Here is a 23,043-nt window from a genome sequence, read left to right on the forward strand (position 1 = left end):
TTGATACTTGGCTGATCTGGGGACACACATCGAAAAAAGGTAAATGATTCCGTTAAGCCCAAGAGCAGCCAACTTGTATTTTCTAACAAGGGCCCGGGCTCGCCGCGTGAGCCACCTCAACCGGGATAATCTCTCCAATGCTGAGGCTTTCCAGGTACCGCAGTCGAGATTAACGCCTGACCGTACTCCGTAAATACGAGTCATGCGAGATGTGGGGTTTACCGGTTTTGAAGGTCAACCCCTGAACATGTAGTCATGGACGGGCCTCTTAAGACGAATCTGGCACTGGAGCGACTTGACGTTCGCAGGGATGACAGGCTCACCCCCTGAGCCTCCCCCCTGAGATAATCGCTCCGACACAGTGATTGACGTTGACAAAGGCCATTGACGTGACTAAGCTGCTGTCATCGTCAACGGAGATTGTCAATGTCGCAAGTCTTTCCGATCGCTATCCCCGACGAAGTCCTTGATTTCAAGGGCTCCGCGACTGAGCTCGCGGACCTCTGCAACCAACTCCTGCAGGACAACGGGATCGAAGACGGCGAGGTCGCCAACGAGCGCCTGGTCCGCCATTACGTCTCCGTCGAGGTGCTGACCCCGCCGGTCCGGCAGGGCCGCGAGGCGGTCTACGGGGCCCGGCAGGCGGCCGAGTTCGTGATCGCCCGGAAGCTCCTCAAGGACGGCTGGCCGCTGGCCAAGATCGCCGAGCTGATCCAGACCTACGACCTGCCCATTCCCGCGCTGCAAGAGGGCGAGCCGGAGCTGCCGACCGACGCGGAGCGGGCGATCGCCCGCATCAGGGCTTCGCAGGCTGCCCCGGATAAAGTCTCGCGTCGCCGCGCGGTGTCGCCCGTCGCGGCATCCATGCGCATGCGCGAGCCGTCCTTTTCGGACAGCGCGCCGCCGCGCTCGGACTCGCTGGCCCGGGCGGCCGGCCTCGCGGCGCGGCGCATGGGCCTGGCGGAGACCCTGCGGGAGCTCGGCAACGAGTCGGGCACGGTGGAGCGGGAGGAGATGGTGCAACTGCGGCTGACGCCGTGGGCGACGGTTTACGTGGACGCGCGCGAGCTGCGCCGGCTGGGGCCGGCGGAGGCGGAGGCGCTTGGGAAGGCGCTCGCTGAGGCGCTGCGCGAGGCAAGGATGACCCGAGGAGAACGGAAATGAACAGGGAACTGAAGAACGAACTGACACTGGTGATGACGCCGGCGCGCGCCGCGGTGCTGGCCGAACATCGCAGCACGGTGGACGTGCTGGTGCGTGTGCAGGCGCCGCCCCGGCCCGAGAAGGACCGCCCGGCCCGTGGCCCGGTGCACGTGGCGTTGGTGGTGGACCGCTCCGGCAGCATGTCGGGCAAGCCGCTCGAGGAAGCGAAGCGCTGCGCGCGCATGGTGGTGGACGGGCTGAACCCGGGGGACAAGGCCACCATCGTGATCTACGACGACTCGGTCGAGCGCCTGACCGGCCTGTTGGGTATGGACCAGCGCGACACGCTGCGTCGCGCGATTGACTCGATCGACGAGGGCGGCTGCACCAACCTGCACGGCGGCTGGCTGGCCGGCGCCGAGACGCTCGCGCCGCACACCGGCGCGGGCATCCTGTCGCGCGTGATCCTGCTGTCGGACGGTTGTGCCAACAGCGGCATCACCGGCATCGGCACGATCACCGACCAGGTGACGCAGCTCGCGGACGCCGGCGTGACCACCTCGACCTACGGCCTCGGGCACCACTTCAACGAGGAGCTCATGACGGCCATGGCCGACGCCGGCCGCGGCAACGCCTACTACGGCCAGAGCGCCGACGACCTGGCCGACCCGTTCCAGGAGGAGCTGGCGCTGATGGGCGCGCTGTGCGCCCGCGAGGTGGAGCTGCGGGTCGAGACCGCGGCCGGTGTCTCGGCCAAGGTGCTCAACGGCTATCGGCAGGGCGCGCGCGGCGGCTGGCGCCTGCCGGACGTGGCCTACGAGGGCGAGGCCTGGGCCTTGGTGCAGCTCACCGTAGAGGCCGGCACCGCGACGGCGGGCGAGTTGCGCGACCTCGTGAAGGTGCGCGCGGCCTGGCGTGACCTCGACGGGGTCGAGCACCAGACGAGCCCCGAATCGCTGGCGCTGCCCGCGATGCCGGCGGCCGCCTATGCGGCCCTGGCCGAGGACGAGCTGGGGCGCCGCCGGGTGAACGAGCTCCTCGTGGCCGGCATGCAGCAGACGGCGCGGGATGCCGCGCGCCGGCACGACTGGAACGCGGTCAACCTGGCGCTCGCCCAGGCGCGGCAGATGTCGGTCGACAACCCGTGGCTTGAGGGCGTCGTGGAGGAGCTGGAGGGGCTCGCCCGCCAGCGCGACGAGCTCATGTTCGCCAAGGAGGCGATGTACAGCTCGCGCCGCATGCGCAGCCGCATGGCCCACGTGAACGAATGTCAGGATCCGGGCAGCATGGACGCGCCCGACTACCTGCGCCGCAAGCGCGCGCAGGGCAAGGCCGAGCCGCGGCGGCGGGACCCGCGGTAAACGTGAAGCCCCGGTGGCTCACCTCCTGAGCCACCGGGGCGGCACACTGGTTTCAAGCCCGCAGGTTGCTTCGAGCCGCAGGCAGACTTAAATTCGACCACGCATCAAGAGTGAGCTGACGCTCCGCCAACCTGCCCGACCCAGGCAAGGTGGCTGCCCCCGAGAGGGGGGATGTGGCCGACCCAGGCAACGAACCGGGTCCATTCCACAACGCGCGTCGGCTTCCTTTGCAATGACAATGCATTGGAGGCTGATTCATGTCTGATCTTCCCAAGTCCGTCTTCCAGAAGGACGGCGCGATTTATCTGCCCCTGTCGTGGAAGGAGGCGTACCACCTGCGCCATGTCCTGCGGCAGCACCTCAAGCGCTACCCCGATGCATGCCTGGCCCGGAGGACGCTCAAGCGCATGGAAGGCGAGGATCCGGACCAGGGCGAGGCGACCGCGGGCAATGTCATCGCCTTCCCCCGGCGCCCCTGCCAGGAGAAGTCGCGGGTGCTGATCACGCTCGAGCGCGGCGTAATCGTGGCGGCGGACTTCGACTGGTTGGAGTATCACGGGTGGACTGGCGTCCGGGCTCGCTGCGACGACGATTCGACCGAGAGCTATATCGTCGACAGTCCGAGCATGGCCGAGTACTACGACGTGAAGCTGCCGGAGGACGCCACCTACGAGCAGAAAAAGCAGGCGGTCATGGCTGCGGCTGGTTGGGACTACGACGAGGAGTGCGAGTGGCTCGAGGTTGACGAGAACGGTGACGCGCTGCCGGAATGCGAGACCGACCAGGTCATCAACGAGTGGCTGTCATCCCTGCTGATCGATGTCGACGTCGAGCGCCATGCCCACTTCGCCGCGCGCATCGCCACCGAGTACACGCCCGGCTTCGAGATCTGGAAGGCACTGCCGGCCCACCAGGCGGAGCGGCTGGGGTTCTGCGAGTCCGATCTCGGCGGCCCGGCATCGTCCGTGCCCTGCGTCTCGACTCGGGCCTCCGCGGAGGAGTTGCAGCAGGTGCTGGAGTTGTATGGGTTGGGGTTTGTGATGGCCGCGGAAGGCAAGCGGGGCGTATAGGCAGGTTAGCCGGTAGCCCACCGGCGTCCCAGTAACGGCGTTCGGTTGGAGCACTTGGCTGCTGCTCGCCGAGCAATGCTTGCAATCCAGAAAGAGGCGCGATACAGTGCGCGCTGTGCAGGGCCTATTCAGCGGAGAATGTTTTATGCAAAAAGTTATCGACGTCTTCGACGAAGCCGAGTGGCTCGTTGGAAGGATGAATCTGGCTGGAGTAGGGAATGCCGACCTGCAACAGTCATTGCAAGAGAATGGCTGGACAGGCCAGCCGAACAATATCGCTAACTGGCGAAACGGCTCGAGCCCAATACCAAGCCCGCTGGTTCCATTGATCGTTAAGGCGACTGGCCTGGATCCAGAGATCGGCGAAGGCAAGGTCGAGGTGATCCGATTCTTCCGGCATCGCTATCCGTTCCTCGCGACATATCTCCAGGATCCGGGCCCGTCGGAGTCTCGTAAAGATTCCGGAGCTAAGGCGCGTACCCCGACGCCGGTCTATTACGCCCGGCGCGGCGTGCTCAAGGGCAAACGGTTTGTCCCGCACCGCAACCGGGATGGCTTCTTCGTTGCAGGAACGAGCCGGTTCGAAAAAGACCAGGTGACGTTCGAGACGCTGAAGGAGTTAGTCGATGCCCTGGCAGCCAATCCGGACCTCAGGGTTCGCATGGCCCCGGAGGATCAGTCAGCGCCCCCATCATTGATTACGCAGCGCTCGCTCGCGTGGGAATGAAACGGCAAATTGATTTCAACAATTCGGGAGGACTATAGAGATGGCAAAAACCAAGGCTGTAAATGACGAGACTCGTGACAAGGTTGTGAGGCTTGTGAAGGAACTCGGATATGAAATCGGAATGAAGAAGGATGGCAGCGACGCATACGTGAAGGTACTGAAGCTGCTCCATTCGCTCAGCCCTCACGCGATTTATCTCCATAAAGACCAGGGCGTCACACCGGATGGCCGGTTCGAGCAGTACCGGGTAGCAGTACATCCGGACCAGTTTGTTTCCGGTTTGGATGCCGCCACGAATGGTATCTCGCCGCCCGTAAACCGGCGGACAGGGACAAACCTGTTCCAAAGCAGTAATTACCACGGATATCCGCTAAGGGGCACGTCCAAGGCGCCTTATGCTCGTGCGTACCAGGCTCAGGATTCTGTCGCCTTGAAGCGCTTGCTCACGGCCCTCGCGGATCACTTCAGCAGCGCAGGTGGTTCCATATGAGCGGCTTCACCATAGAAAAATACATCCCCGTCATTTGCGGAGCTTCGGCACCCGCTCTGCGGGATCCAAGGCTCTTGATGGACTCGTGCGATGACTTCGCGGTCTATTACGCGCCCTTCGAGTACATCAATCCGCTTGCACGCGTCGTGCTAGTAGGCATCACGCCCGGGCCAACGCAGATGGTCAACGCGAACAACGCAGCTCGGCGGGCTCTGCTGGCTGGGAATTCTCCCGAAGAGGCGATTCGCGCTGCCAAGGAGACGGCCGCATTCAGCGGGGAGCCCATGCGTACCAACCTGGTCCGTCAGCTCAACCACTGGGGCTTCCAGTCTTGGCTTGGGTTGCAGGATGCAAGCGAGCTCTTTTCAACGAGCCGATATCTGCTGCACGCCACATCTCTGCTTCGGTACCCGGTTTTCGTTAACCACCAGGATTACCGTGGCGCGCCGGACATGACCAAGCATCCGCTGCTCCGGAGATACCTCCTGGAGAATTTCGTCGAGGAGGTGCGGCAACTCGACAACGCGGTCTTCGTCGGGCTTGGTCCGCTGGTTCAGAAGGTGCTTGATCGGCTGGTTGGAGAGCGGCTGCTGCGACCTGATCGAGTCATCGGTGGCATGTTGCATCCCTCCGGCAACTGCACCTACCGGATCAATTACCTCGTAGGCAATCGGATGGCGGCGGTTCCACATGCCACCAATCCGGCGCCCTACGATCTCGGGCGGGAAGGGTTTCGTCATCAGTACCTGGGATAGGAACTGGGGGGTCACGAGGTTAGCCGGGTGCTCGCCACCGGGCGCCTCGTGGAAACTCCGCACGGGATGCTGATTGACCCATGGTCCAACGGGGGTTCGTTATGGGGAAGCGAGAGGACGACGATGACGACGATGGCGTGATGACGTTCATCGACTTCGTGTGGATGTTTATCGTCGGACTGGGAGTCTTGCTGATTGCGATCGACTGCGCGTGAAGAGAAACCTTGTATGTCCCGATTTACCGGCGTGAGATGCCAGGATAAAGCTTGCGTTCCGCTCACGACATGCGCCGCGTAGCTTGTATCGTGTACTGCAGGCTGATCGAGCCATCGCCCCAGTCCATCGTCGAGAACAGAGGCACGATTTCTGATGTGATCACCTCGAGTTCTCTCACCACGACCGTATCCGGGTCATCGAGGCTGAAGTACTCGTACTCGAACTCCCAGGCACGGGCGCGGTAGGTGGAAAGCATTGCGCCCTTGTACGGCCGGATTCGGATCGAGGCGCGCGTGGCGGCGCCATTGCTCCGTGGGTCGATGACGATCGCATCGACATGATGCCGGCCTTCCATTGCGGTCTCGATGAGCATGGTGCCCAGTTCCGCACGGAACAGGATTTCTCGCGGGATTTCCCTAATGAGAGGCGGGTCGGAGCACACTTGGGACTCGGCTCTTCCGCCAGGCCTGCGGCTGAAGACCACCACTTCCGGTTCCTCGTCGTACCCTCCAGCGCTGTGGAACGACATCTCTACATACTGGCTCCCGTCCCTGGACTCCTGGGTGACGGTCTCCATTGAGATTTCCTCGTCCTGCTTGGTTCGGCCAGGCGTGGGGATGGTCGAGATCTCGAAGCGCGCCGCGATGTAGTCGGGCGATATATTCTGGCGCGCGAAGCCGCTGATGGCCCGGACCGACCCGTCCAGCTGAGTCTGCAGCTTTCCGCGTAGCAACGCCCGGTACGACGGAGCCGGGCACCTGGTGGCGTTCCTGGTCATTTCGCTGCTTCCGCATTGCACGGCAGGCGTCTGACCTTGCGCCCCATCTCCCCGTCGATCCGTGTTGCCACGGTCTCGGACAACCGCTTGAGGGTCGGCCTGGCCAAGCGGTGCCCATGCTCCCTCGCAAGCCGATCAAGCCCGATTTTCAGTTCCAGTTTCCAGAGCACGCGATGCCGGGCGAGGACCTGCTGACGATGTTGATAGCCGATGACGTCGAGGAGGGCGGTGACGGGTATCTGCAGGTGCCAGGTGCCCGGCGGTTTGGGCCTGTCATGGCGCCAGCGAGCACGCACTTGGCCGTGCTCGATGACCGCCGCCACAGTCTGTGCACCGTCGTCCTCGACCGCTTGATCCGGGGCGGGCTCGAAGCGCGCACGAGCTGTGCAGGGCGGCGCAGCGATAAGGGCGGGTGGCGGCACATGGTCCCGCGCATATTTCTCGATGAATTCGCGCGGGATCCAGTCGGGCAGTGTGTCGGTCATCGGCCGCCTCCTTGCAGCTCGGGTTTCGATAACGGTACTCCGTGTAGCCCGGATGGTTCAAAGCCCCTGGAGGCTGTCGCTTGTATGTACAAGCGTTGGAGCCGGGCGTTGTTAGTCCTGCCTCGCCGGATTCGGCACCACCTGTTGCAGCACTTCGCGCATGGTTAGCAGGTCCTGCTTGTTGTGTTTGACGATGACTTGCCATGACTTTCGCGCGGCGGGCGTGAGTTCAGCATAGGTCCGACCTTCCTTTAGCTGTGAGCGGATAAGCCGCAGTCCCTCCCCGACGTGGCCGGCGCCAAACTTCTCGATGACCGGAACGCGCAGCAAATCGCATACGCCATAGAGCGTTGTAGAGCCGCGGGTTGGCGCGATCCCCAGTCCGCGTAAGTACTTCCGGGCGGGCTTGATCGCATTGCGATGGACCGCTTTCAGGCGTTCCTCGAGCTCCGGAACAGCTCGTGTCATCACCTTAAGGTCGTGCTCGCTCCACGAAACGATGACCCGGGATTCGGTCTCGGCCCATTCGAGGAGTGCCATGACGAGCTCGACATGGTCGGCGGCGATGGCGTGCGTAGCGCGGTACCTGCCCGAGCAGTGCTTGGCGAAAAGCGGCTCGACGATGCCCGCCCCGAGCTTGTTATCCACGAGATAGCCCAGGAGCGTGGGCGGCGGATGATCCTGGCTGCCGGGCGCGGCGGAGTTGCCCTCGTAGTCGAGGAAGATCGCTCTTTCCAGCTGTTCCCTGGTGAGATTCGGCGCGCGTGTGTGGCGCTTCTTCCTCTTCGTGGTGTCTCGCCGGCCACCTGCTTCAGCCGGCATGGGTCTGCTCCGCGTCCGGTCGCCAGAGTTCCGCGAGGCCCCATGCGGCCTTCCTGATCCGGGCGATATGCTCTGCAGGGTGATGCTGCAACTGACCGTCGTCGAAGACATCTGCGCCAAAGCGTGCGCCGAGAAAAGCGCCGACCAGTACAGGGCAATAATTTGCCGGTCCGGCAAATGACTTCGCGGCCTGGAGCGCGGTGATCGGGTCGCGACCCGTCGTGGCGAATGCGAGGGCGGCGCGGAGCGTGCCCGGAGAATAACCGCCGCGATGTAGCTCTGTTCTCGCCGGGCTTGCCGGATCGAGCAGCTGGCTCAGGACCGGGCGCGGCTTACTGACAGCTTCTTTCACCTCGGCATGCAGTTGCTCCGAGACAGCGCCGAGGTGCCGTGACGCGAACCGCGAGTTGCCCATCATGTTGTCGCGGCATTTCACGGCAACGGCTATCGCGGTGTCCGCGGCAATGGGATGACCATGAGTGAGACGGGCCTCATCTCCTGCAGCCTGCACAAGTCCGTCTATGTCGAGCCAGGGCCCCATGGCCAGCACGCCGGCGCGGTGCGCCGCGTTGCAGCCGGCGGTCATGCCTTCCAGTTCGCGGTCTGTCTGCTCCGCGGCCTGGCGGCGCGACATGCCGGCGAATGCATGGGCGAGGACGCGACCCGTGACCGGCCCGGTGTCATAGGCCCCTTGGCGATGCCAGTCGAGATAGCGGGCGAACACGTCATCCGGGTTGTAGCGACGACACTCCAGCAGGCTTTCGGCCAGGCGGAGCGCCATCTCCGTGGGGCCGCCGTTCTCGTCGCCCGCCGCGAGCCCTACCAGGACGCCGGCCACGCGCTGCTGATGCTCTTCCATGTGACGCCTCGTCCACTCCAGTTTGAGAACCCGCGGCACATGGCGGCTGAGGCGACACACGGGACAACGCGTCGGCTCCAGGCGCCACCGAGGGCTTTCGAATCGTATCACCGCACGGCAGAAGGCAAGCAGGAGGTCCAGCAGCTCCGCATCGACGGCGATGGCTCGACACCCATGCACGATGCCCCGTCGGCCTGACAGCCGGGACAGCGTGGACCAGACCAGGTGCTCGTCACGCAGCGAACTTCCCCTGGAAAGGCCTCGAGCGACCAGGCCATCTCTTATCCCTTTCCAGGCCGTGTGCAGCTCGGGGATCTCGATCGCCGCCATGGCACGCTCGGTTGTGCCTCTGAACTTCATTGCCCGGCAGATGAGCTGTCGGTCGTACCAGCCGATGTCGCGTTGTTCCATGGGTGCACCCTCCCTTTTTCTTCTCTCATCTAAAGATGAGAAGAAAAAGGGAGGACGGGCTCACCCGGTGAGCCTGGCGAGCGGGATACTGGTGCCGTCACCAGGAAGGTTGGGTTAAAGCCCGGGGCCAGGGATGGCCCGCCACCCGGCAGGGTAGGGGGATTTCCTGATCCGGGTGCCTCTTGGCCGGCGTAATCTCGGTCGGTAGCACTTCGAAGGGGGGCTCAAGGATGATCAACTTCCTGTCGCAGATTTTCTCTGGATTTCTCAGCGTCGCTGCAGCACTGGGCCTGGCTATCGGGTTGTTCTCAGGTGGCGTGATCTTCTCGCAGGGCGAGGTCGGCGAGGCTCTTGCGGTATGGGGTGGGACGATCCTCGCCGTCGCGCTGATCTTCGGTGCTGCTGCCGTGCTCGTAGCGATCGAGCAGCACGCCAGGAAGATGAGCGAAGCGCTGGATGAGATCCGCCGGCTGCTGGCAGACCGGCCGCTCGGCTAGACTGAATTCCAAGCGCTTGAGGTCGTCACTATGAACACGTCCGCGCGGGGGCAGTTCAGTTTCGTATCGCTCAAGGCCCGCCAGCGCGAGCTGCGCCACGCCTTCCCCGAATCCCTGGGCCTGCGTGTCCACCGCGCCCTGAGCTGGCTATACCGCGCCCAGCAGGAACCGGAGGACCACGATGCCCGGTTCATCTTCCTGTGGCTTGCGTTCAACGCCGCCTACGCCCAGGAGTTCCCGCGCCGGCGGGACTTCTCGGAGACGCGGCTCTTGCTCACCTTCCTCGACCGGCTCATCGACGCCGATCGGGAGAAGCTGCTCTACGAACTGGTGTGGAAGCGTTACCCGGGCCCCATCCGGCTCCTCTTGGACAACCGCTTCGTCTACCAGCCGTTCTGGGATCATGTGAACGGCTATATCAGTGAAGCGGAGTGGCAGGAGCGCTTCGACCGCAGCCGGTCCTCCGCGCGTCGGGCGCTGGGCGAGGGGCGCACCAAGAAGCTGTTCGCCGCCACCTTCGAGCGGCTCTACGTGCTGCGCAACCAGGTCCTGCACGGCGGCGCCACCTGGAACAGCCGCGTCAACCGCGACCAGATCCGCGACGGCGCCAACATCCTCGGTGACGTGGTGCCGATAGTCATCCACCTGATGATGGAGAACGCGCAGGGTGTGTGGGGCGAGGCGTGTTATCCGGTGGTGGAGTGAGGAGCGAGCGCTTGCGCGCTCCTCAGGCGAAATACCTGTTACCGAGGTAGTCCAGGTACGGTTGATGCTGCGTGGTGCAGACGGCTCGGATTCGCATGAACATGTCTTGGTAAGTCATCGAGCGGAAGCCGATGCCGTCAAGATCCAGCATTTCGCCAAATTTAGCAGCCTCTGCGGCATGTTCGGCGCCTTGGGTGCCTTCGACTTCATGCCAGGCGTACCACAGAGCCCATTCGTGCCCGGACCGCGCAAGACCCAACGCATGCTTCAATAGCTGTTGAGCGTGGAGCCAGCGGAAATTCCTCTCTGCGCCTTGGATCTGATGCGCCAGATCCTGGCAACACTTCAGGCCCGCCGATTTCCAATATGCTCGTCCGCCCTCAAAATACTTGGGGTTGAACTGGGCGGGGTGCCTGCCATAGGGCTCGAGGAACTTCGATTCGATCGCGATGATGCGCCCGGAGGTCAGCGCAAGGATGACATCCAGGTTCGGCGCATTGCCGGGCAGCCCTGTTCGATATTTCTGCTCGAACCTGATCTCCGCGATGCTTTCCGTCAAACCGAGTGCCTCGGCAAGCGGCGCCGGATCACGCTGGCGCCAGTACTCGAAGACATTGCAGGCCAGAGCCGAAGAAGAGTGCAGGGCCTGCATCTTTCCTCGCTCACCGTCACGCGGAAGCTCCGCCCCGTCGCCTTGTTCGAACTCCTTCATCGACGCATTCGAAAGAGGCACGTACAAGTTGTCCTCAAGGTTGAGCGTATAGCCTTGATCGTCGAACGCGACCCCCTGTGAGCGGGCCCATTCGCGTTGCCGGGCCCGGACTTGACCTGCTGGTGATCGCATAATTTCAACTCCTTATGAAGTGCGCCAACGCCGTAAGGGAAGGCTGCGGAAAACCCCTATGGCGTTATGTTAAATATCTACTTGAATTGCAAATCGGACTGAGTATGGTCCAAAAGTACCAGAAATGGTCTGACCGAAATGGCACACCTGCCGCGAGGTAGGGTCGCAAAGCCTCGGGTCTCCCCGTCATGGAAGACGGCCGGGCTGCCGAACCAGGCGTTAGGTAACTGACGATGCTCAGGACGCTTCAATGGAGGAAGCAACGCCATGAAAATCATTAGACCCGCACTAGCCTCATCTGCTTGCGCTGTTGTGTTGCTCGCAGGATCTTTAACCAACACTGCCCTGGCAGATGGCGCCACCCGGACACTTTATGCCAGCCAGGATGTCGATGTCGGCACCCTTAGTGTGACCCACGATTCCGATCAGGTTTGCGTGAGTTATGAATTGAGCGCCGAAGCGCTTGGAGAAGGCTGGCTCATTCACGAGACCCATCTCTACGTGGGTGCCACGGAGGCTTTCCCGCTGACGCGTGAGAATAAGCGCCTCGGCGAACCGTATTATGCCAATCCAGTCCCAGGGCAGTTTCCATACGGCGACGATCAATTGGGAGGGGTTCCAGCATGGAACACTTGCATCCCGACTGACAGCCTGGGAGAAATCACCAATGACACGCTGTATGTCGCTGCCCATGCCGTGATCAGCAACGAGGTAGCTGGTCAGTCGGAGGCAGTCATCTATGGTACTCGCACCGGTGGTGGCGCAAAGGGGCTGTATGAGATCGACGCCGTCGGTGGCGTCCTGACTCTGCTCCAATCTTTCGATGGCACGATGCTCGAGAACGGCACTGGATACTCTAACGGACTGGCTTACGACCCAGACGCCAATACGCTCTACTTCACTGCACCTCCGAGTGTGAACACGACATCTTCTCCGCTCTGGTACTACGTCCTCGATACGGGGCTGTATGGCAGGGCGTGTGAGATGGATCTCCCCGGCTCGGTTGTGGGTGCCGCATGGTATGACGGCGCGTACTACTACATCGCAGAGGGCACAAACACGCTTGTCCGATTCGATGTGGAATTGTGTGAGGGCACGACCGCCTGGGATAGCTTTGGGGAACCTGCTGATTTCACCTTTGGGGACTTCGCAATTTCCAGCGAAGGCATGCTTTACGGAAGTACCCGCATCGCGCCGCAGTTCTTCTTCACCATCGATCTGACTACCGGTGAGTTTGCAAAGATTGACGGTGCAAACGCGTTGGATCAGCAGCTCGCGTTTGGCTCGAATGGCACGCTTTACGGCGCAAACCACGCGAGTGGAATTTTCTCTGAAATTGATGCCCTGACTGGGATCAAGACGCCGTTGTCGCTGGTTGCCGCTGGCTTCGCCGACCTGGCGAGCGGCAAGTTGTTCATTCCTGATTATGAGACTGCATGGGCGGATGGTGGCCGTTTCAATACCCGTGGCAACTGGGGCATGTGGTTCACCTACGAGCCCTGCAACACCGAGTATGAGATTACGGTTACCAGCGTCAATAGCAATGCTGGTTACAAGCATTCATTCAAGCTCGGATTTGACATTGACGGAAACCTTGGGGGCACGGGTCAATTTATCGGTTCCACTCCAGGCTTCGAAGAGACACTCAGCGATTTCAACTACACGCTCAATGCAGATGGCGATATCACCTACGTCAGTTTCAAGGCGGTATATCCGAATGGATACACTTGGTATCCCGCCTTCGACCTGATCGGGGAGGACACTCTTTCGTTTAAGGAAGTGAACACGACCGATAATGTGAACGCTGCTACCGGAACCTGGACAACGAACAAAGTGTGCTTAGCCAACTAAGGCACGTGAACCTGCGATCTCGGGATTGCAGATTATTGTCCTAGCTCAAGGGAGGTCGTCTTAACGGGCGGCCTCCCTTTCTTATTCTTAATCCCGCTTGTCTGGGGCGGCATGACGGCGCGCTTTAACCGGGGTTCCCCGACCCAAGACCTCCAGATCGGCTATGCGCCGACACCAAGGGATTCCAATCCCTTCGCCTCCCGCAGCCTGGAAGCCGCGGCGCGCCTTCAACGCCGCTCCGGCGTCACAAACCGCTTGAAGAAATCCGCCACGGATACGGTCACCAGGTCGGTCAGCTCGCCGGCGTCGAAGAACGAACCGCGACAGGAACCGCACTGCTCGAACCAGATGTGCGGTTGCCCGGGGTCGACCATGCGATGCATCGGTCCGGCGCAGCGCGGGCAGCGGTAGTTGTCGACCTGGTTCTGTTTCTTGCCCGTCTTGATGTCGCCGATGTCGAGCGCGGCAGCCGCCTCCCGGGTACGCAGCTTGCTGAGCTCGCCGTCGTCGAACCACAGGCCGTGACAGGAGAAACACCGATCGACCTCGGTGTTGTCGATCATCACCTGTTCCATGTCGGCGCGGCACTTCGGGCAGCGCATTGCGCCGGAAAAATACATGCCCGACCCGCCGGCGCCCATGCCCACGGTGTAACTCGGCGCCCGCTTGCGGCCGGCCGGTTCCGCCGGCCGGTGACGATGGAACAGGGTGATGAAGATCATCGTCACCGTGATGGCGCCAAGCAGCAGGTAGGCTTCGACGTACGAGGTCTGCTCGGCAATCATGCCGTAGGCCTTCGAGCCGGCTGCGGCGCCTAGGTTGGCCACCGACATGTAGATGGCGAACTGGGTGGCCGAATTCGCGCTGGAGCAAATGGCCATCGCCAGCGCGATCATGCACACCATCGTCACCGGCCCGAGCAACACCCAGGCGGCCAGCATGGTCCTGACGTAAGTCGTGTTCTCCCACAGAAACTGGGTCTGGGCGAGCAGGATGGCGTGAATCGCCACCAGCGAGACCGTCAGGATCAGCATTCGCTTCGCACCGAAGCGATCGATCATGGGACCCAGCGCCAGGGCCACGGCGGCACCCGCCAGCCCCATCACCGCAACAAGCTGCGACCATTCCGGCGTCGTAAAGCCGAACAGGTTGATGGCCGCGATCGGCATCAGGGCATGGCCGTAGCCGCTGATGAAACCGTCGAAAAGCATGATCGCCATCAGGACCAGGCTGACCCGGGACCACAGCACCGCGTTCAGCCCCTTGAATACGTCCGCGAACGAAGCGGCCGCACGCCGCTCGGACATCGCCGCGCCGGCGCTCCACGGCAGGCGGCGCTCACCGCGATGCTCCACGGTCATCATGAAGCCGAGCAAAATAACGGCCTGCACGGCGGCCGCGACAAGCGCGGTCACGCCCATGCCGAACGTGACCAGCATCATTCCGCTGACAGCCGACGTCACTGCCCAGCCGATGGCCTTGCCGAACACCATGAAGCCGTTCAGGCGGCCCTGTTCATCGACCGGCGTGACCTCGATCGCCATGCCGTCGACGGCGACATCCTGCGTGGCCGCGAACACGTTGATGAGGAGACCGAGCACCGTCAGCAGGCCGACCTGTTCGACCGGGTTGTCGACGAAGATGAGACCGAAAAACGACAGCGTCATGCCGAGCTGTGCGCCCAGCACCCAGGGCCGCCGCCGGCCCATCGGCAGGAACTGGTAGCGGTCCATCAGCGGCCCGGACAACAGCTTGAAGGCCCAGGGCAGGATGATGACGGCCAGGAAGGAGGCGATCTGGCCCGCCCCGACCCCCTGGCTGGCCAGCCACGCCGGCACGGCGATGTTCATCAGCCCGTAGGGAATGCCCTGTGCAAAATACATGGACGAGCCCGCCGCATAGCGCATGCGCGAGCTCTCCGCGAGAACCCAGTTGATTGTCATTGTTGTTGTCCTGAGCGAGGCGAGCGGGGATGTTACCGCGGCTGTTGCAGCACTGCACCAGGGGGTCGACGCTTCGGCCGAAGTGTCCCAGCTGCGACAGCTCAAATACGCTGTATTTCGCAGATTTATCGGCTCTACCAACCCGGCAGCCTGTGAGCCACGCTGCGGAAATGCCTGAGATCAGCCGCTTCTTCGGGATCGTGATTGCGATTTACTATCGCGATCATGCGCCGCCACATTTCCATGCGCTGTACAGCGAGTATGAGGCGATCGTCATTATCGAGAGCGGATTCGTAACCGGGAATCTGCCGAGGCGGGTCCGCGCGCTGGTGGAAGAGTGGCGCGTGCTGCGGAAAGCTGAGCTAATATCGGCGTGGGATCGTGCGCAGGCGGGTCAGCGTCTTACGCGGATTGCGCCGCTGGAGTAACGATATGCTGACGAGAATCATTGCAGCCAGGTATCTCGGCGGCCATACGGTCTGGCTTCGGTTCAACGACGGGCTCGAAGGCCCCGTCGACCTGTCGGCAGAACTCATTGGCGAGGTGTTCGAGCCTTTACGCGACGAGGCGTATTTCGCTCGGGTCGAGCTCCATCAGGAACTGCATACGCTGGTTTGGCCCAACGGTGCCGATTTCGCCCCCGAGTTCCTGCGCGAAAAGCTGCTGGTTGCCGCCTGAGCAGGGCTGACAAGCTTCGGAGGCCTGGGATGAGTTCTTCAGCAGAGCAGGTTGAAACGCCGCGCGCCGTGTCCGTCAGCAGCTCCGAGGACGAGCTGACGGTGCAATTCACTGACGGCCGGAGTATTTCTGTTCCGTTGTCCTGGTACCCAAGGCTGGAGCACGCGACGCGGGAAGAGCGGCAGGAATGGGAGCTCATCGGGGACGGAACCGGTATCCACTGGCCCGCCGTCGACGAGGACATCAGCGTCGTGTCACTACTGCGTGGCCTGCCGTCCAACGAGTCCCAGGCGTCCCTCCGCCGGTGGCTCGCGGGTCGCAGTCGCTGACCCGCAAGAAGTGACAGCCGACAGGCTCACCCCCTGAGCCCGCCACCCCCGATACTGGCCCCGTCACCCGGACGTGACGGGCCTTGCGCCGGGGCCATGGATGGCCTGCCAGCGCGAGAATCGCCGCACTAGAGCCCGAATTGCGGCCTGTTCAGCTTCGCCTGCTGCTGCAAGCATGGCCAGTAGCTAAGCCCCCCTTTATGCATGGCACGCGAGGTCGGGGTGGTGCTTCCATTCATTGCCGCAAGTTAGCAAATTCGCTAATATTCGCATGGTCTTCGAGATCGAGTATTTCCATCCGAAGGTCCTGGCCACGATCGAGGGTTGCCTGAGTGAAGCACCAACCCGTGAAGCACGACCACAAGGCGTTCATCGAGCGCGCCCGCAAGCGGAAGGGTTTCTCCGAGAACTACGACAACCTCGAGATCGAGTACCAGGTCGCAGACCAGCTGCTCAAGGCCCGGGCGCGTGCTGGCCTTACCCAGGACGCGGTGGCAGAACTCATGGGTACCACCAAGAGCGCAATCTCCCGCCTCGAGGCCGCCGGCAAGCACGCGCCATCGCTGAGCACGCTCAAGCGGTACGCGCATGCGGTTGGCTGCAAGCTCGAAGTCAGGCTTGTGCCTGAAAAATGACGGACGTGAACCTCGTACTCGACCACGACACGCTCAAGGCCCGCCAACGCGAGCTGCGCCACGCCTTCCCCGAGTCCCTCGGCCTGCGCGTGCACCGCGCGCTGAGCTGGCTGCACCGAGGTGGATACCGACCTCATTGCGCAGGCCCGATGGGTATGATAAATCGTCACACCATGGAGGTGTGGCATGAGTAGTGTGAAAGTGGCGATCACCATCGAGAGCGAAACCCTGAAGCGGGTGGACGCCCTGGTGGCCAAAAAAGTGTTTCCTAACCGGAGCCGCGCGGTGCAGGCCGCGGTGGCGGAAAAGCTTGACCGTATGGAACGCACTCGCCTTGCCACCGAATGCGCCAAGCTCGACCCCGCATTCGAGCAGGCGCTCGCCGAGGAGGGGCTGGGAGAGGAGCTGGAATCTTGGCCCGCATATTAAGGGGCGACATCCGTTGGGCCGACTTGAACCCGGTGAGAGGACGAGAACAAGTGGGTTCCAGGCCGGTACTGGTTCTGAGCCACGATGTTTTCAACGATCGCTCGGGAACCGTCATTGCCGTGGCCCTGGCCCGCCAGGAACAGAAAGCCGGGTTCCCCCTCACGCTTGAACTGGACGGCCGCAGTTTGCCGAAGCGCTCATGGGTCAAGATCAGCCAGGTCCGCACGTTATCGGTGGAGCGAATCGGCAAGAAGATCGGCCGCGCTGCTCCGGAAGATGTATCGAAGGTGGTCGAGGGCCTGAACGAGATCATCGGGCCCTGACGATGCCCGCAGCTGCTTCGGCCAGCATGCGGCCGGGGTTCCCGCCTGATTATGGAGGGCGCACAGGCGGTGTCGGGAGATGCTTGTTATCCGGTGGTTGAATGAGGCGCCGTAAGTCCGCTCTGAACGACCTGTTCGATGTCGCCGCCCTGTTGCCATGGTGGGCGTCGCTCGGCCTCGCCGTCGCCTCATGGGTATTTCTAAGCTGGTACGCCGGTCGAGAGATCGTGACCGATCCCTCCGTGCCGTTTGACGCGGCACCTCAAATCTTATGGCGTGGCTTCGCCCAGGTCGGCCAGTTCGTCCTCCCGGTGGTGTTGCTGCTCGGCACGGGAGCGAACCTGCTGAAGCGGTTCCGGGCCGGGAAAATGCTCGACCGACTCGGAGGTGCCAGTCCAGTGTAAGCATTGGCGTGCACGAGATGTCGGCGTGGCGGCGCTAATGCGGGCAGGGCGTTCTGGGGCTGCTACAGGTATCCGGTGTGCAAGGGGACGCGGGCGATCTTGTAAGGCGCGTCTCCGCGGAGACGCCGAAGCAGAACACCCATCGAGTGCGAGCCGGTGGCTGGCGGGACGCGAGCCTAGATCAGCCGCACACCAGGACGGCAAGGACCACCGCCAGCAGCATCGCCACCAGGGCCATCCCGCTGCTGCGCACCATGGGCATCGTGCTCATGAGGGTGCGTCGAGCTGGTTGTTCGTCGTTATACCGCCGGTGGCGTGGTGAGAAGATTTCCATGGGCTTAATGTGCGCCTGGCCGAGGACCGCGTCTGTCTGCCAACGTACGCATGCCCTGGTCCGGCGGTCGCAACAATACTGTGTGCGCCGTCGAACAGACGTCGCCGCCAGCCCGGCCTAGCTTGGCAAGACGGCGGTGCGGAGCAACCAATCGGGAGCAACTATGAACAGACTGATTTCCATGATTCTTGGTGCGTTGGCGCTGCTGGCCACCGGCATCGCCTGGGCCCAGACGGGGCACATGATGGACGATGGCGGCCACGGCATGGGCTGGTTCGGCGGCTACGGCTTCTGGGGCGCGGTGTTGCTTGGCGCGCTGGTGGTCGCAGTGGTGTTCTTGCTCATGGATCGAAGGAAAAAGTAACTGCACTCCGGCACGAAGGGGCCCGCGCGCCGCATCTATGTTTATTCGTATCGGCTTCGAGATCACCATCGAGTGCGCGCGCCCGACGCCGCTGTTGCTGGCGTTGTTGCCGCATCCCAGCTACGGCGGGCGCGCGATCGGTTCTGACCAGGTCCGCACTGATCCCGCGGTACCGCAGGAAGAGTATCTCGATGAGTTCGCCAATCGCCGCGTGCGCATGGTCGCGCAGCCCGGGCGCATGACGTTGTGGTCCGACTGCATCGTCGAGAACGACGGCCAGCCGGATCCCTTCGACTGGAACGCACGCCAGCACCCGATTGCCGAGTTGCCGCCGGACACCCTGCGCTACCTGACCCCCAGCCGCTACTGCAACAGCGACGAACTGGTCGAGCAGGCCTGGGCCTTGTTCGGCGCGACGCCGGAGGGCTGGGCGCGGGTCCAGGCGATCTGCAACTGGGTGCACAACCAGCTGACCTTCGGCTACCAGTACGGCCGCTCGACCAAGACCGCGTCCGATGCGCTGCGCGAGCGCACCGGCGTGTGCCGCGATTTCGCCCAGCTGGCGGTGACCTTGTGCCGCGCCATGAACATCCCGGCGCGCTACGCCAGCGGCTATCTCGGTGATGTCGGCGTCCCCGACAGCGGCCCCGGCGATTTTTGCGCCTGGTTCGAGGCTTATCTCGAGAACCGCTGGTTCACTTTCGATGCGCGCTACAACACGCCGCGCATCGGCCGCGTGCTGGTGGTCCGCGGCCGCGATGCGGCGGACGGGGCGATGATGACGTCCTTCGGCAACTACGATTTGAAAGTCTTCCGGGTGTGGACCGACGAAGTGGTCGGCACCACCACCGACGCCGAGCGCCTGGCACTGCTGGAGGAGTTGCCGGATGCGCCGGCGCTGACCCTGGCGCCGACCTAGGGAGATCGGTGGCGGGTCGTGCCAGGGCGACCACGGTCGTGCCAATTGTTGCTGCCAGAATCGTGTCCTACAATGTATGACATGAAATCGTCAGCACTGACCATTCGTCTTGATCCGGACCTGGAGCGCCTGGTTGCGCGGGTAGCGAAGCGTACGGGCCGCAGCCGCAGCGAGGTCGTTCGTGACGCGGTCCGTCGCCAACTCGCACTGGCCGAGTTCCAGGACCTGCGTCGCCGGGTCATGCCCTTGGCGGAGGCGCGCGGCTACCTGACTGACGAGGACGTGTTCAAAGACGTGTCGTGAAAGTCGCTCTCGACACCAACGTGCTCGTGAGCGCTTTTGCCACGCGCGGGTTGTGCGCCGACCTCTTCAACCTGGTGCTCGCCGAGCACGAACTGATCCTCGGGGTCACGGTGCTGGCTGAGTCTCAACGGGTGCTGCGCCAGAAGATGCGAATCCCGGTGGAAACCACCCGGGAGCTCATTGCCTTCCTGCGCCGGGAGGCGATGGTCGTTGGCAAGACCCCCGCATTGCCCGTGGTGATCAGGGATGCTTCGGACGGACTGGTCCTGGCGGAGGCGGTTGCGGGTGGTGCCGAGGTATTGGTGACCGGCGACCAGGATCTCCTCTCCATTGCGGCGGACTCACCCATCGAGATCCTGTCGCCGCGAGGATTGTGGTTACGGCTCACAGCTGAAGCAGGGCGCGTGCGCAGACCGCGTACCTGACCCCGGTTACACTTCGCCCATGGACCCACACTTCCAGCAAACTCTCACCGTCCGCCGCCTGGCCCCCGAGCATCCCTTGCGCTGGCTGCGGGCCGGCTGGGCCGACTTCTGCCGCACCTGGCCGGTCGGGATGGCGCACGGCGTGGCGGTGGTGATGTTTGCCCTCCTGGTGCTGTCCATCGCGGGCAATGACTTCTGGCTGCTGGCCGGCGCCTTCAGCGGCTTCCTCCTCGTCGCGCCGGTGATCGCGGTCGGCCTGTATGCGGTGAGCCGGGAACTCGCGGCCGGGCGGCGGGGTGGCTTCAAGACGGTGTACGACGCCTGGATGAGCTGGCGCGGGAAGCCGCGGCACGACTGGCGCCTCGTGATTTTCGGTTGCCTGCTGGCGCTGGCCGGCACCGGCTGGGTGCTGACCTCCGCGGCGCTGATCACGGCGCTGTCGCCCGAGCCGATCAACAGCCCGGTGGATTTCCTGCGGCATGTCGTGGCGTCGCGCGAGCATTACCTGTTCGAGCTGTGGCTGATGCTGGGCGCTTTCATGGCCGCGCCGGTGTTCGCCTCCAGCGTCATCACGCTGCCGCTGCTGCTGGACCGCCAGGTGACGGTGCTGCAGGCGGTGACGGCGAGCTGGCTGGTGGTGCTCCGGAACCCCGGCGTGATGGCGTTGTGGGCCGGGGTGCTGGCCGGGCTGTCGGTGGCAGGGCTGGCCGTGGCGCTGCTCGGCAGCCTGTTGGTGGTGCCGTTGCTCGGCCATGCCAGCTGGCACGCCTACACGGACGCCGTGGATGCCGAGGGGCTGCCGGCGCGGGTGCGGGGGGCGCCGTGAACGCCGCCGACCTGTTCGGCTTCACGGAGCAGCAGATCTCCTGGTTCGGCCTCACCTTCGGGCTGACCGCGTTCATGCTCTACATGCTGTTCATCATCGGCCAGATCGCCTACGAGTCGAAGGCCGGGCTGTTCGGCACCTTCGTGCTGTTCCTCGTGCTCGCGCTCGGCATGCTGGGCTTCGTGATGAAGCTGCTGATCCAGTGGATCATGGACGTGTGAGGCGCGCGGCGACCTGCTTCTCGCGCCTGTTGACTATCCCTCCGCACAACTCGAAACTCTGCCCGCCCCACCACCGCCGAGGACCGGCATGACCGCCCAGGCCCTGCATGACGCGTGCTCCTGTCTCGAGCTGTCGCCGGACCTGCCGCTGGCCTCGGGCACGGCGCTGTGCCTCGAGCGCGCGCTGCTGGAGCAGCTGGTGGAGACCACGCAGTCCATCGGCGGCGTGCTGGCCGGGCTGACCGGGGCGGCGCCCGAGGTGCATGCCGCCGGCCTGTTCAACAGCTTCGATTACCACCTCTCGGCCGAAGGCCCGCGGCTCATCGAGATCAACACGAATGCCGGTGGCGCCTTCCTGCAGCAGGCGCTGCTGGAGGATGCGCGGGGCGCGGCGGCGCGCGTGTGCGGCGCGATCGAGCCGCGGCCGTTTCATGCGCCGGCCGGCATGATCCTCGCGGCCTGGGCGGCGCTGCGGCCCGGCCGCACGCTGTCGAGCGTCGCCATCGTCGACGTGGCGCCGGAGTCCGAGCCGCTGTACCGGGACATGCTCGCGGCCGTCGATGCGCTGCGCCTGGTCGGGCTGGAGGCGCGCGTGAGCGGCATCGGGTCGCTGCGCCTGGAAGACGGCCGGCTGGTGGATGCGCACGGCCCGGTCGAGCTGGTCTACAACCGCTGCACCGATTTCCTGCTCGCCGCGCCCGGCTCGGCGGTGCTGCGTCAGGCCTGGGAGACGGGCGCAGCCGTGGTGGCGCCCAACCCCGACGTGTACCGCGCCTACGCCGACAAGCGCCTCCTGCTGCGGCTGGCGGCGGAGCGCTGCGCCCTGCGCCCGGGACTGGAGGGCGTGCTTCCCACGGTCGAGGTGACCGCCGGGGCCGCCGAGGAGTTGTGGCGCGAGCGGCGCGGGCTGGTGTTCAAGCCGTTCTCCGGTTTCGGCTCGCGCGGTGTGCTGCTCGGCGCGAAGATCAGCCGGCGCCGCTTCGACGCGCTGGCCGACGCCGGTTACATCGCCCAGGCTTATGCGCCGCCGCTGATGCGCCTGGTGCGCGTCGGCAGCGAGACCGCGCGCGTCAAGGCCGACATTCGCGTGTGGACGCACGGGTATACGCCCTGGTACGCGGCGGCGCGCCTGTATCGCGGCCAGGTGTCGGGCATGCGCCAGCCGGGCGAGGGCTTCGCGCCCATCGTGTGGCTGGACAGCGATGCGCAGGGGGCGCGTTGCAGCGCCTGAGTTGGACCGGGTTTTCGTGTTCCGGCGGATGGGCCAGGTATTCAGTGTCGGCTTTTCTTCCGCTACCAGGCGAAAGCGAGAGTCATCGTCTACGCGTGGGTGAACGACGAAGGCACGCGCTAGACTTGGCACAGGTTTGATGCCCAAGGATGCCAAGGTGAACCCGACCACGTCTCGCAGCCCCGCCGTGCAGGCCCTCGGCCTCGCTTTCTGGCTCGTCCTCGCCTACATCACCGCCGCCATCGGGGCCATCGCCTCGGTCAATGCGCCGGAGTTCTACGGCCAGCTCATCCAGCCCACCTGGGGCCCGCCGGCATGGGTGTTCGGTCCGGTGTGGACCACGCTGTTCACCATGATGGGCATCGCCGCGTGGCTGGTGTGGCGCGCGGCGCCGCTGGAAGCCACCCGCGGGACGCTCGGGCTGTTCGTCGTGCACCTCGCGGTCAACGCGCTGTGGAGCTGGCTGTTCTTCGCCTGGAACCTCGGCTTCTGGGCCTTCGTCGAGGTGCTGCTGTTGTGGGTGCTGATCCTGGCGACGATCTTGGCGTTCTGGCGCTTCAGCCGGGTGGCCGCGTTGCTGCTGGTGCCGTATCTCGGCTGGGTGAGCTTCGCCGCGGCGCTGAACTTCTGGCTGTGGCGTGAGAACGCGGGGCTGCTGGGTTAGG

Annotated in this window: 31 protein-coding genes and 2 riboswitches; of the genes, 25 read left to right on the forward strand and 6 right to left on the reverse strand. The window is 63.8% G+C overall.

All coding sequences use genetic code 11. The annotated features are described in order from the left end of the window. Positions 1-426: 426 nt before the first annotated feature. From G8346_RS04050 to G8346_RS04075, 6 genes are all read left to right on the forward strand, one after another. Positions 427-1,164, forward strand: coding sequence for a MerR family transcriptional regulator (locus tag G8346_RS04050; RefSeq protein WP_166048480.1), 738 nt, complete (start codon positions 427-429; stop codon positions 1,162-1,164). Then, the gene (locus G8346_RS04055; RefSeq protein WP_166048482.1) at positions 1,161-2,504 is read left to right on the forward strand and encodes a VWA domain-containing protein; all 1,344 of its coding nucleotides are present in this window, start codon (positions 1,161-1,163) and stop codon (positions 2,502-2,504) included. Before G8346_RS04050 ends, G8346_RS04055 begins: the two co-directional genes overlap by 4 nt. Positions 2,505-2,600: 96 nt before the next feature. Further along, a riboswitch (SAM-I-IV-variant riboswitch) is annotated at positions 2,601-2,708 on the forward strand. 53 nt (positions 2,709-2,761) lie between these two features. Next, positions 2,762-3,574, forward strand: a complete 813-nt coding sequence (locus tag G8346_RS04060) for a hypothetical protein (RefSeq protein WP_166048483.1) — start codon at positions 2,762-2,764, stop codon at positions 3,572-3,574. Between the two features lie 145 nt (positions 3,575-3,719). Beyond that, positions 3,720-4,301 (forward strand): hypothetical protein, encoded by a 582-nt coding sequence (locus G8346_RS04065; RefSeq protein WP_166048486.1) that lies wholly within the window; start codon positions 3,720-3,722, stop codon positions 4,299-4,301. Positions 4,302-4,341: 40 nt separating this feature from the next. Further along, positions 4,342-4,791, forward strand: a complete 450-nt coding sequence (locus G8346_RS04070) for a hypothetical protein (protein ID WP_166048488.1) — start codon at positions 4,342-4,344, stop codon at positions 4,789-4,791. Continuing rightward, positions 4,788-5,546: a hypothetical protein gene (locus G8346_RS04075; protein WP_240901274.1), complete on the forward strand. Its 759-nt coding sequence runs from the start codon at positions 4,788-4,790 to the stop codon at positions 5,544-5,546. Before G8346_RS04070 ends, G8346_RS04075 begins: the two co-directional genes overlap by 4 nt. 277 nt (positions 5,547-5,823) lie before the next feature. Here G8346_RS04075 and G8346_RS04080 read toward each other — a convergent pair whose 3' ends face one another. The 4 genes from G8346_RS04080 to G8346_RS04095 all read right to left on the reverse strand — a co-directional run bounded on the left by G8346_RS04080 (position 5,824) and on the right by G8346_RS04095 (position 9,117). Continuing rightward, on the reverse strand, positions 5,824-6,540 hold the full coding sequence (locus tag G8346_RS04080; protein ID WP_166048490.1) for a hypothetical protein: 717 nt from the start codon (positions 6,538-6,540) through the stop codon (positions 5,824-5,826). Continuing rightward, complete coding sequence (locus tag G8346_RS04085) at positions 6,537-7,025, reverse strand: hypothetical protein (protein WP_166048492.1); 489 nt, start codon at positions 7,023-7,025, stop codon at positions 6,537-6,539. Before G8346_RS04085 ends, G8346_RS04080 begins: the two co-directional genes overlap by 4 nt. Before the next feature lie 111 nt (positions 7,026-7,136). Then, on the reverse strand, positions 7,137-7,847 hold the full coding sequence (locus G8346_RS04090; RefSeq protein ID WP_166048494.1) for a hypothetical protein: 711 nt from the start codon (positions 7,845-7,847) through the stop codon (positions 7,137-7,139). Further along, positions 7,837-9,117, reverse strand: coding sequence for an ADP-ribosylglycohydrolase family protein (locus G8346_RS04095; RefSeq protein WP_166048496.1), 1,281 nt, complete (start codon positions 9,115-9,117; stop codon positions 7,837-7,839). Before G8346_RS04095 ends, G8346_RS04090 begins: the two co-directional genes overlap by 11 nt. Before the next feature lie 230 nt (positions 9,118-9,347). Between G8346_RS04095 and G8346_RS04100 the strand changes: the two genes are divergently transcribed. Then, positions 9,348-9,614, forward strand: a complete 267-nt coding sequence (locus tag G8346_RS04100) for a hypothetical protein (RefSeq protein ID WP_166048498.1) — start codon at positions 9,348-9,350, stop codon at positions 9,612-9,614. A gap of 30 nt (positions 9,615-9,644) precedes the next feature. Further along, complete coding sequence (locus G8346_RS04105; RefSeq protein WP_166048500.1) at positions 9,645-10,319, forward strand: HEPN domain-containing protein; 675 nt, start codon at positions 9,645-9,647, stop codon at positions 10,317-10,319. A gap of 22 nt (positions 10,320-10,341) precedes the next feature. On the opposite strand, the gene G8346_RS04110 is transcribed toward G8346_RS04105, so the two are convergent. Next, entirely contained in the window at positions 10,342-11,163 is an 822-nt protein-coding gene (locus tag G8346_RS04110) for a hypothetical protein (protein ID WP_166048502.1), read from the reverse strand. A 130-nt stretch (positions 11,164-11,293) separates the two neighbouring features. Then, positions 11,294-11,375, forward strand: a riboswitch (cyclic di-GMP riboswitch). Positions 11,376-11,430: 55 nt separating this feature from the next. On the opposite strand from G8346_RS04110, the gene G8346_RS04115 reads away from it, so the two are divergent. Next, a complete protein-coding gene (locus tag G8346_RS04115; RefSeq protein ID WP_166048504.1) occupies positions 11,431-13,014 on the forward strand; it encodes a hypothetical protein in 1,584 nt (527 codons plus the stop codon). Positions 13,015-13,241: 227 nt separating this feature from the next. Here G8346_RS04115 and G8346_RS04120 read toward each other — a convergent pair whose 3' ends face one another. Beyond that, on the reverse strand, positions 13,242-14,957 hold the full coding sequence (locus G8346_RS04120) for an MFS transporter (protein WP_166048506.1): 1,716 nt from the start codon (positions 14,955-14,957) through the stop codon (positions 13,242-13,244). Positions 14,958-15,127: 170 nt separating this feature from the next. Here G8346_RS04120 and G8346_RS04125 point away from each other — a divergent pair, with 170 nt between their 5' ends. The 16 genes from G8346_RS04125 to G8346_RS04200 all read left to right on the forward strand — a co-directional run bounded on the left by G8346_RS04125 (position 15,128) and on the right by G8346_RS04200 (position 23,042). Beyond that, positions 15,128-15,385, forward strand: a complete 258-nt coding sequence (locus G8346_RS04125) for a DUF4160 domain-containing protein (RefSeq protein ID WP_166048508.1) — start codon at positions 15,128-15,130, stop codon at positions 15,383-15,385. Positions 15,386-15,389: 4 nt separating this feature from the next. Continuing rightward, positions 15,390-15,635 carry a DUF2442 domain-containing protein gene (locus G8346_RS04130; protein WP_166048510.1) on the forward strand — a complete coding sequence of 82 codons (246 nt, stop codon included), beginning with the start codon at positions 15,390-15,392 and terminating at the stop codon, positions 15,633-15,635. Positions 15,636-15,664: 29 nt separating this feature from the next. Then, positions 15,665-15,964, forward strand: a complete 300-nt coding sequence (locus G8346_RS04135) for a DUF2442 domain-containing protein (RefSeq protein ID WP_166048512.1) — start codon at positions 15,665-15,667, stop codon at positions 15,962-15,964. A 332-nt stretch (positions 15,965-16,296) separates the two neighbouring features. Then, positions 16,297-16,599: a helix-turn-helix domain-containing protein gene (locus tag G8346_RS14615; protein WP_370520530.1), complete on the forward strand. Its 303-nt coding sequence runs from the start codon at positions 16,297-16,299 to the stop codon at positions 16,597-16,599. A gap of 186 nt (positions 16,600-16,785) precedes the next feature. Next, the gene (locus tag G8346_RS04145; protein ID WP_166048513.1) at positions 16,786-17,028 is read left to right on the forward strand and encodes a CopG family ribbon-helix-helix protein; all 243 of its coding nucleotides are present in this window, start codon (positions 16,786-16,788) and stop codon (positions 17,026-17,028) included. Beyond that, positions 17,013-17,351, forward strand: coding sequence for a type II toxin-antitoxin system PemK/MazF family toxin (locus G8346_RS04150; RefSeq protein ID WP_166048515.1), 339 nt, complete (start codon positions 17,013-17,015; stop codon positions 17,349-17,351). Before G8346_RS04145 ends, G8346_RS04150 begins: the two co-directional genes overlap by 16 nt. A gap of 101 nt (positions 17,352-17,452) precedes the next feature. Beyond that, positions 17,453-17,755, forward strand: coding sequence for a hypothetical protein (locus G8346_RS04155; protein ID WP_166048517.1), 303 nt, complete (start codon positions 17,453-17,455; stop codon positions 17,753-17,755). Between the two features lie 497 nt (positions 17,756-18,252). Continuing rightward, the gene (locus tag G8346_RS04160; protein WP_166048519.1) at positions 18,253-18,453 is read left to right on the forward strand and encodes a hypothetical protein; all 201 of its coding nucleotides are present in this window, start codon (positions 18,253-18,255) and stop codon (positions 18,451-18,453) included. A 37-nt stretch (positions 18,454-18,490) separates the two neighbouring features. Next, on the forward strand, positions 18,491-19,372 hold the full coding sequence (locus tag G8346_RS04165) for a transglutaminase family protein (RefSeq protein WP_166048521.1): 882 nt from the start codon (positions 18,491-18,493) through the stop codon (positions 19,370-19,372). 81 nt (positions 19,373-19,453) lie between these two features. Next, positions 19,454-19,675, forward strand: coding sequence for a CopG family ribbon-helix-helix protein (locus tag G8346_RS04170; protein WP_165346123.1), 222 nt, complete (start codon positions 19,454-19,456; stop codon positions 19,673-19,675). Next, positions 19,672-20,100: a putative toxin-antitoxin system toxin component, PIN family gene (locus G8346_RS04175; RefSeq protein WP_166048523.1), complete on the forward strand. Its 429-nt coding sequence runs from the start codon at positions 19,672-19,674 to the stop codon at positions 20,098-20,100. Before G8346_RS04170 ends, G8346_RS04175 begins: the two co-directional genes overlap by 4 nt. Before the next feature lie 19 nt (positions 20,101-20,119). Beyond that, positions 20,120-20,926, forward strand: coding sequence for a DUF2189 domain-containing protein (locus G8346_RS04180; protein ID WP_166048525.1), 807 nt, complete (start codon positions 20,120-20,122; stop codon positions 20,924-20,926). Beyond that, positions 20,923-21,147 (forward strand): DUF2788 domain-containing protein, encoded by a 225-nt coding sequence (locus tag G8346_RS04185; RefSeq protein ID WP_370520531.1) that lies wholly within the window; start codon positions 20,923-20,925, stop codon positions 21,145-21,147. The genes G8346_RS04180 and G8346_RS04185 overlap by 4 nt, the downstream gene beginning before the upstream one ends. 88 nt (positions 21,148-21,235) lie before the next feature. Beyond that, the gene (locus G8346_RS04190) at positions 21,236-22,378 is read left to right on the forward strand and encodes a hypothetical protein (RefSeq protein ID WP_166048527.1); all 1,143 of its coding nucleotides are present in this window, start codon (positions 21,236-21,238) and stop codon (positions 22,376-22,378) included. A 39-nt stretch (positions 22,379-22,417) separates the two neighbouring features. Beyond that, positions 22,418-22,501 (forward strand): type II toxin-antitoxin system YhaV family toxin, encoded by an 84-nt coding sequence (locus tag G8346_RS14740; protein WP_166048714.1) that lies wholly within the window; start codon positions 22,418-22,420, stop codon positions 22,499-22,501. Between the two features lie 34 nt (positions 22,502-22,535). Further along, complete coding sequence (locus G8346_RS04200) at positions 22,536-23,042, forward strand: TspO/MBR family protein (protein WP_370520532.1); 507 nt, start codon at positions 22,536-22,538, stop codon at positions 23,040-23,042. Position 23,043 lies beyond the last annotated feature (1 nt).

Origin of the sequence: Thioalkalivibrio sp. XN279, from assembly GCF_011089885.1 — a bacterium.
Classification (GTDB): Bacteria; Pseudomonadota; Gammaproteobacteria; order Steroidobacterales; family XN24; genus XN24.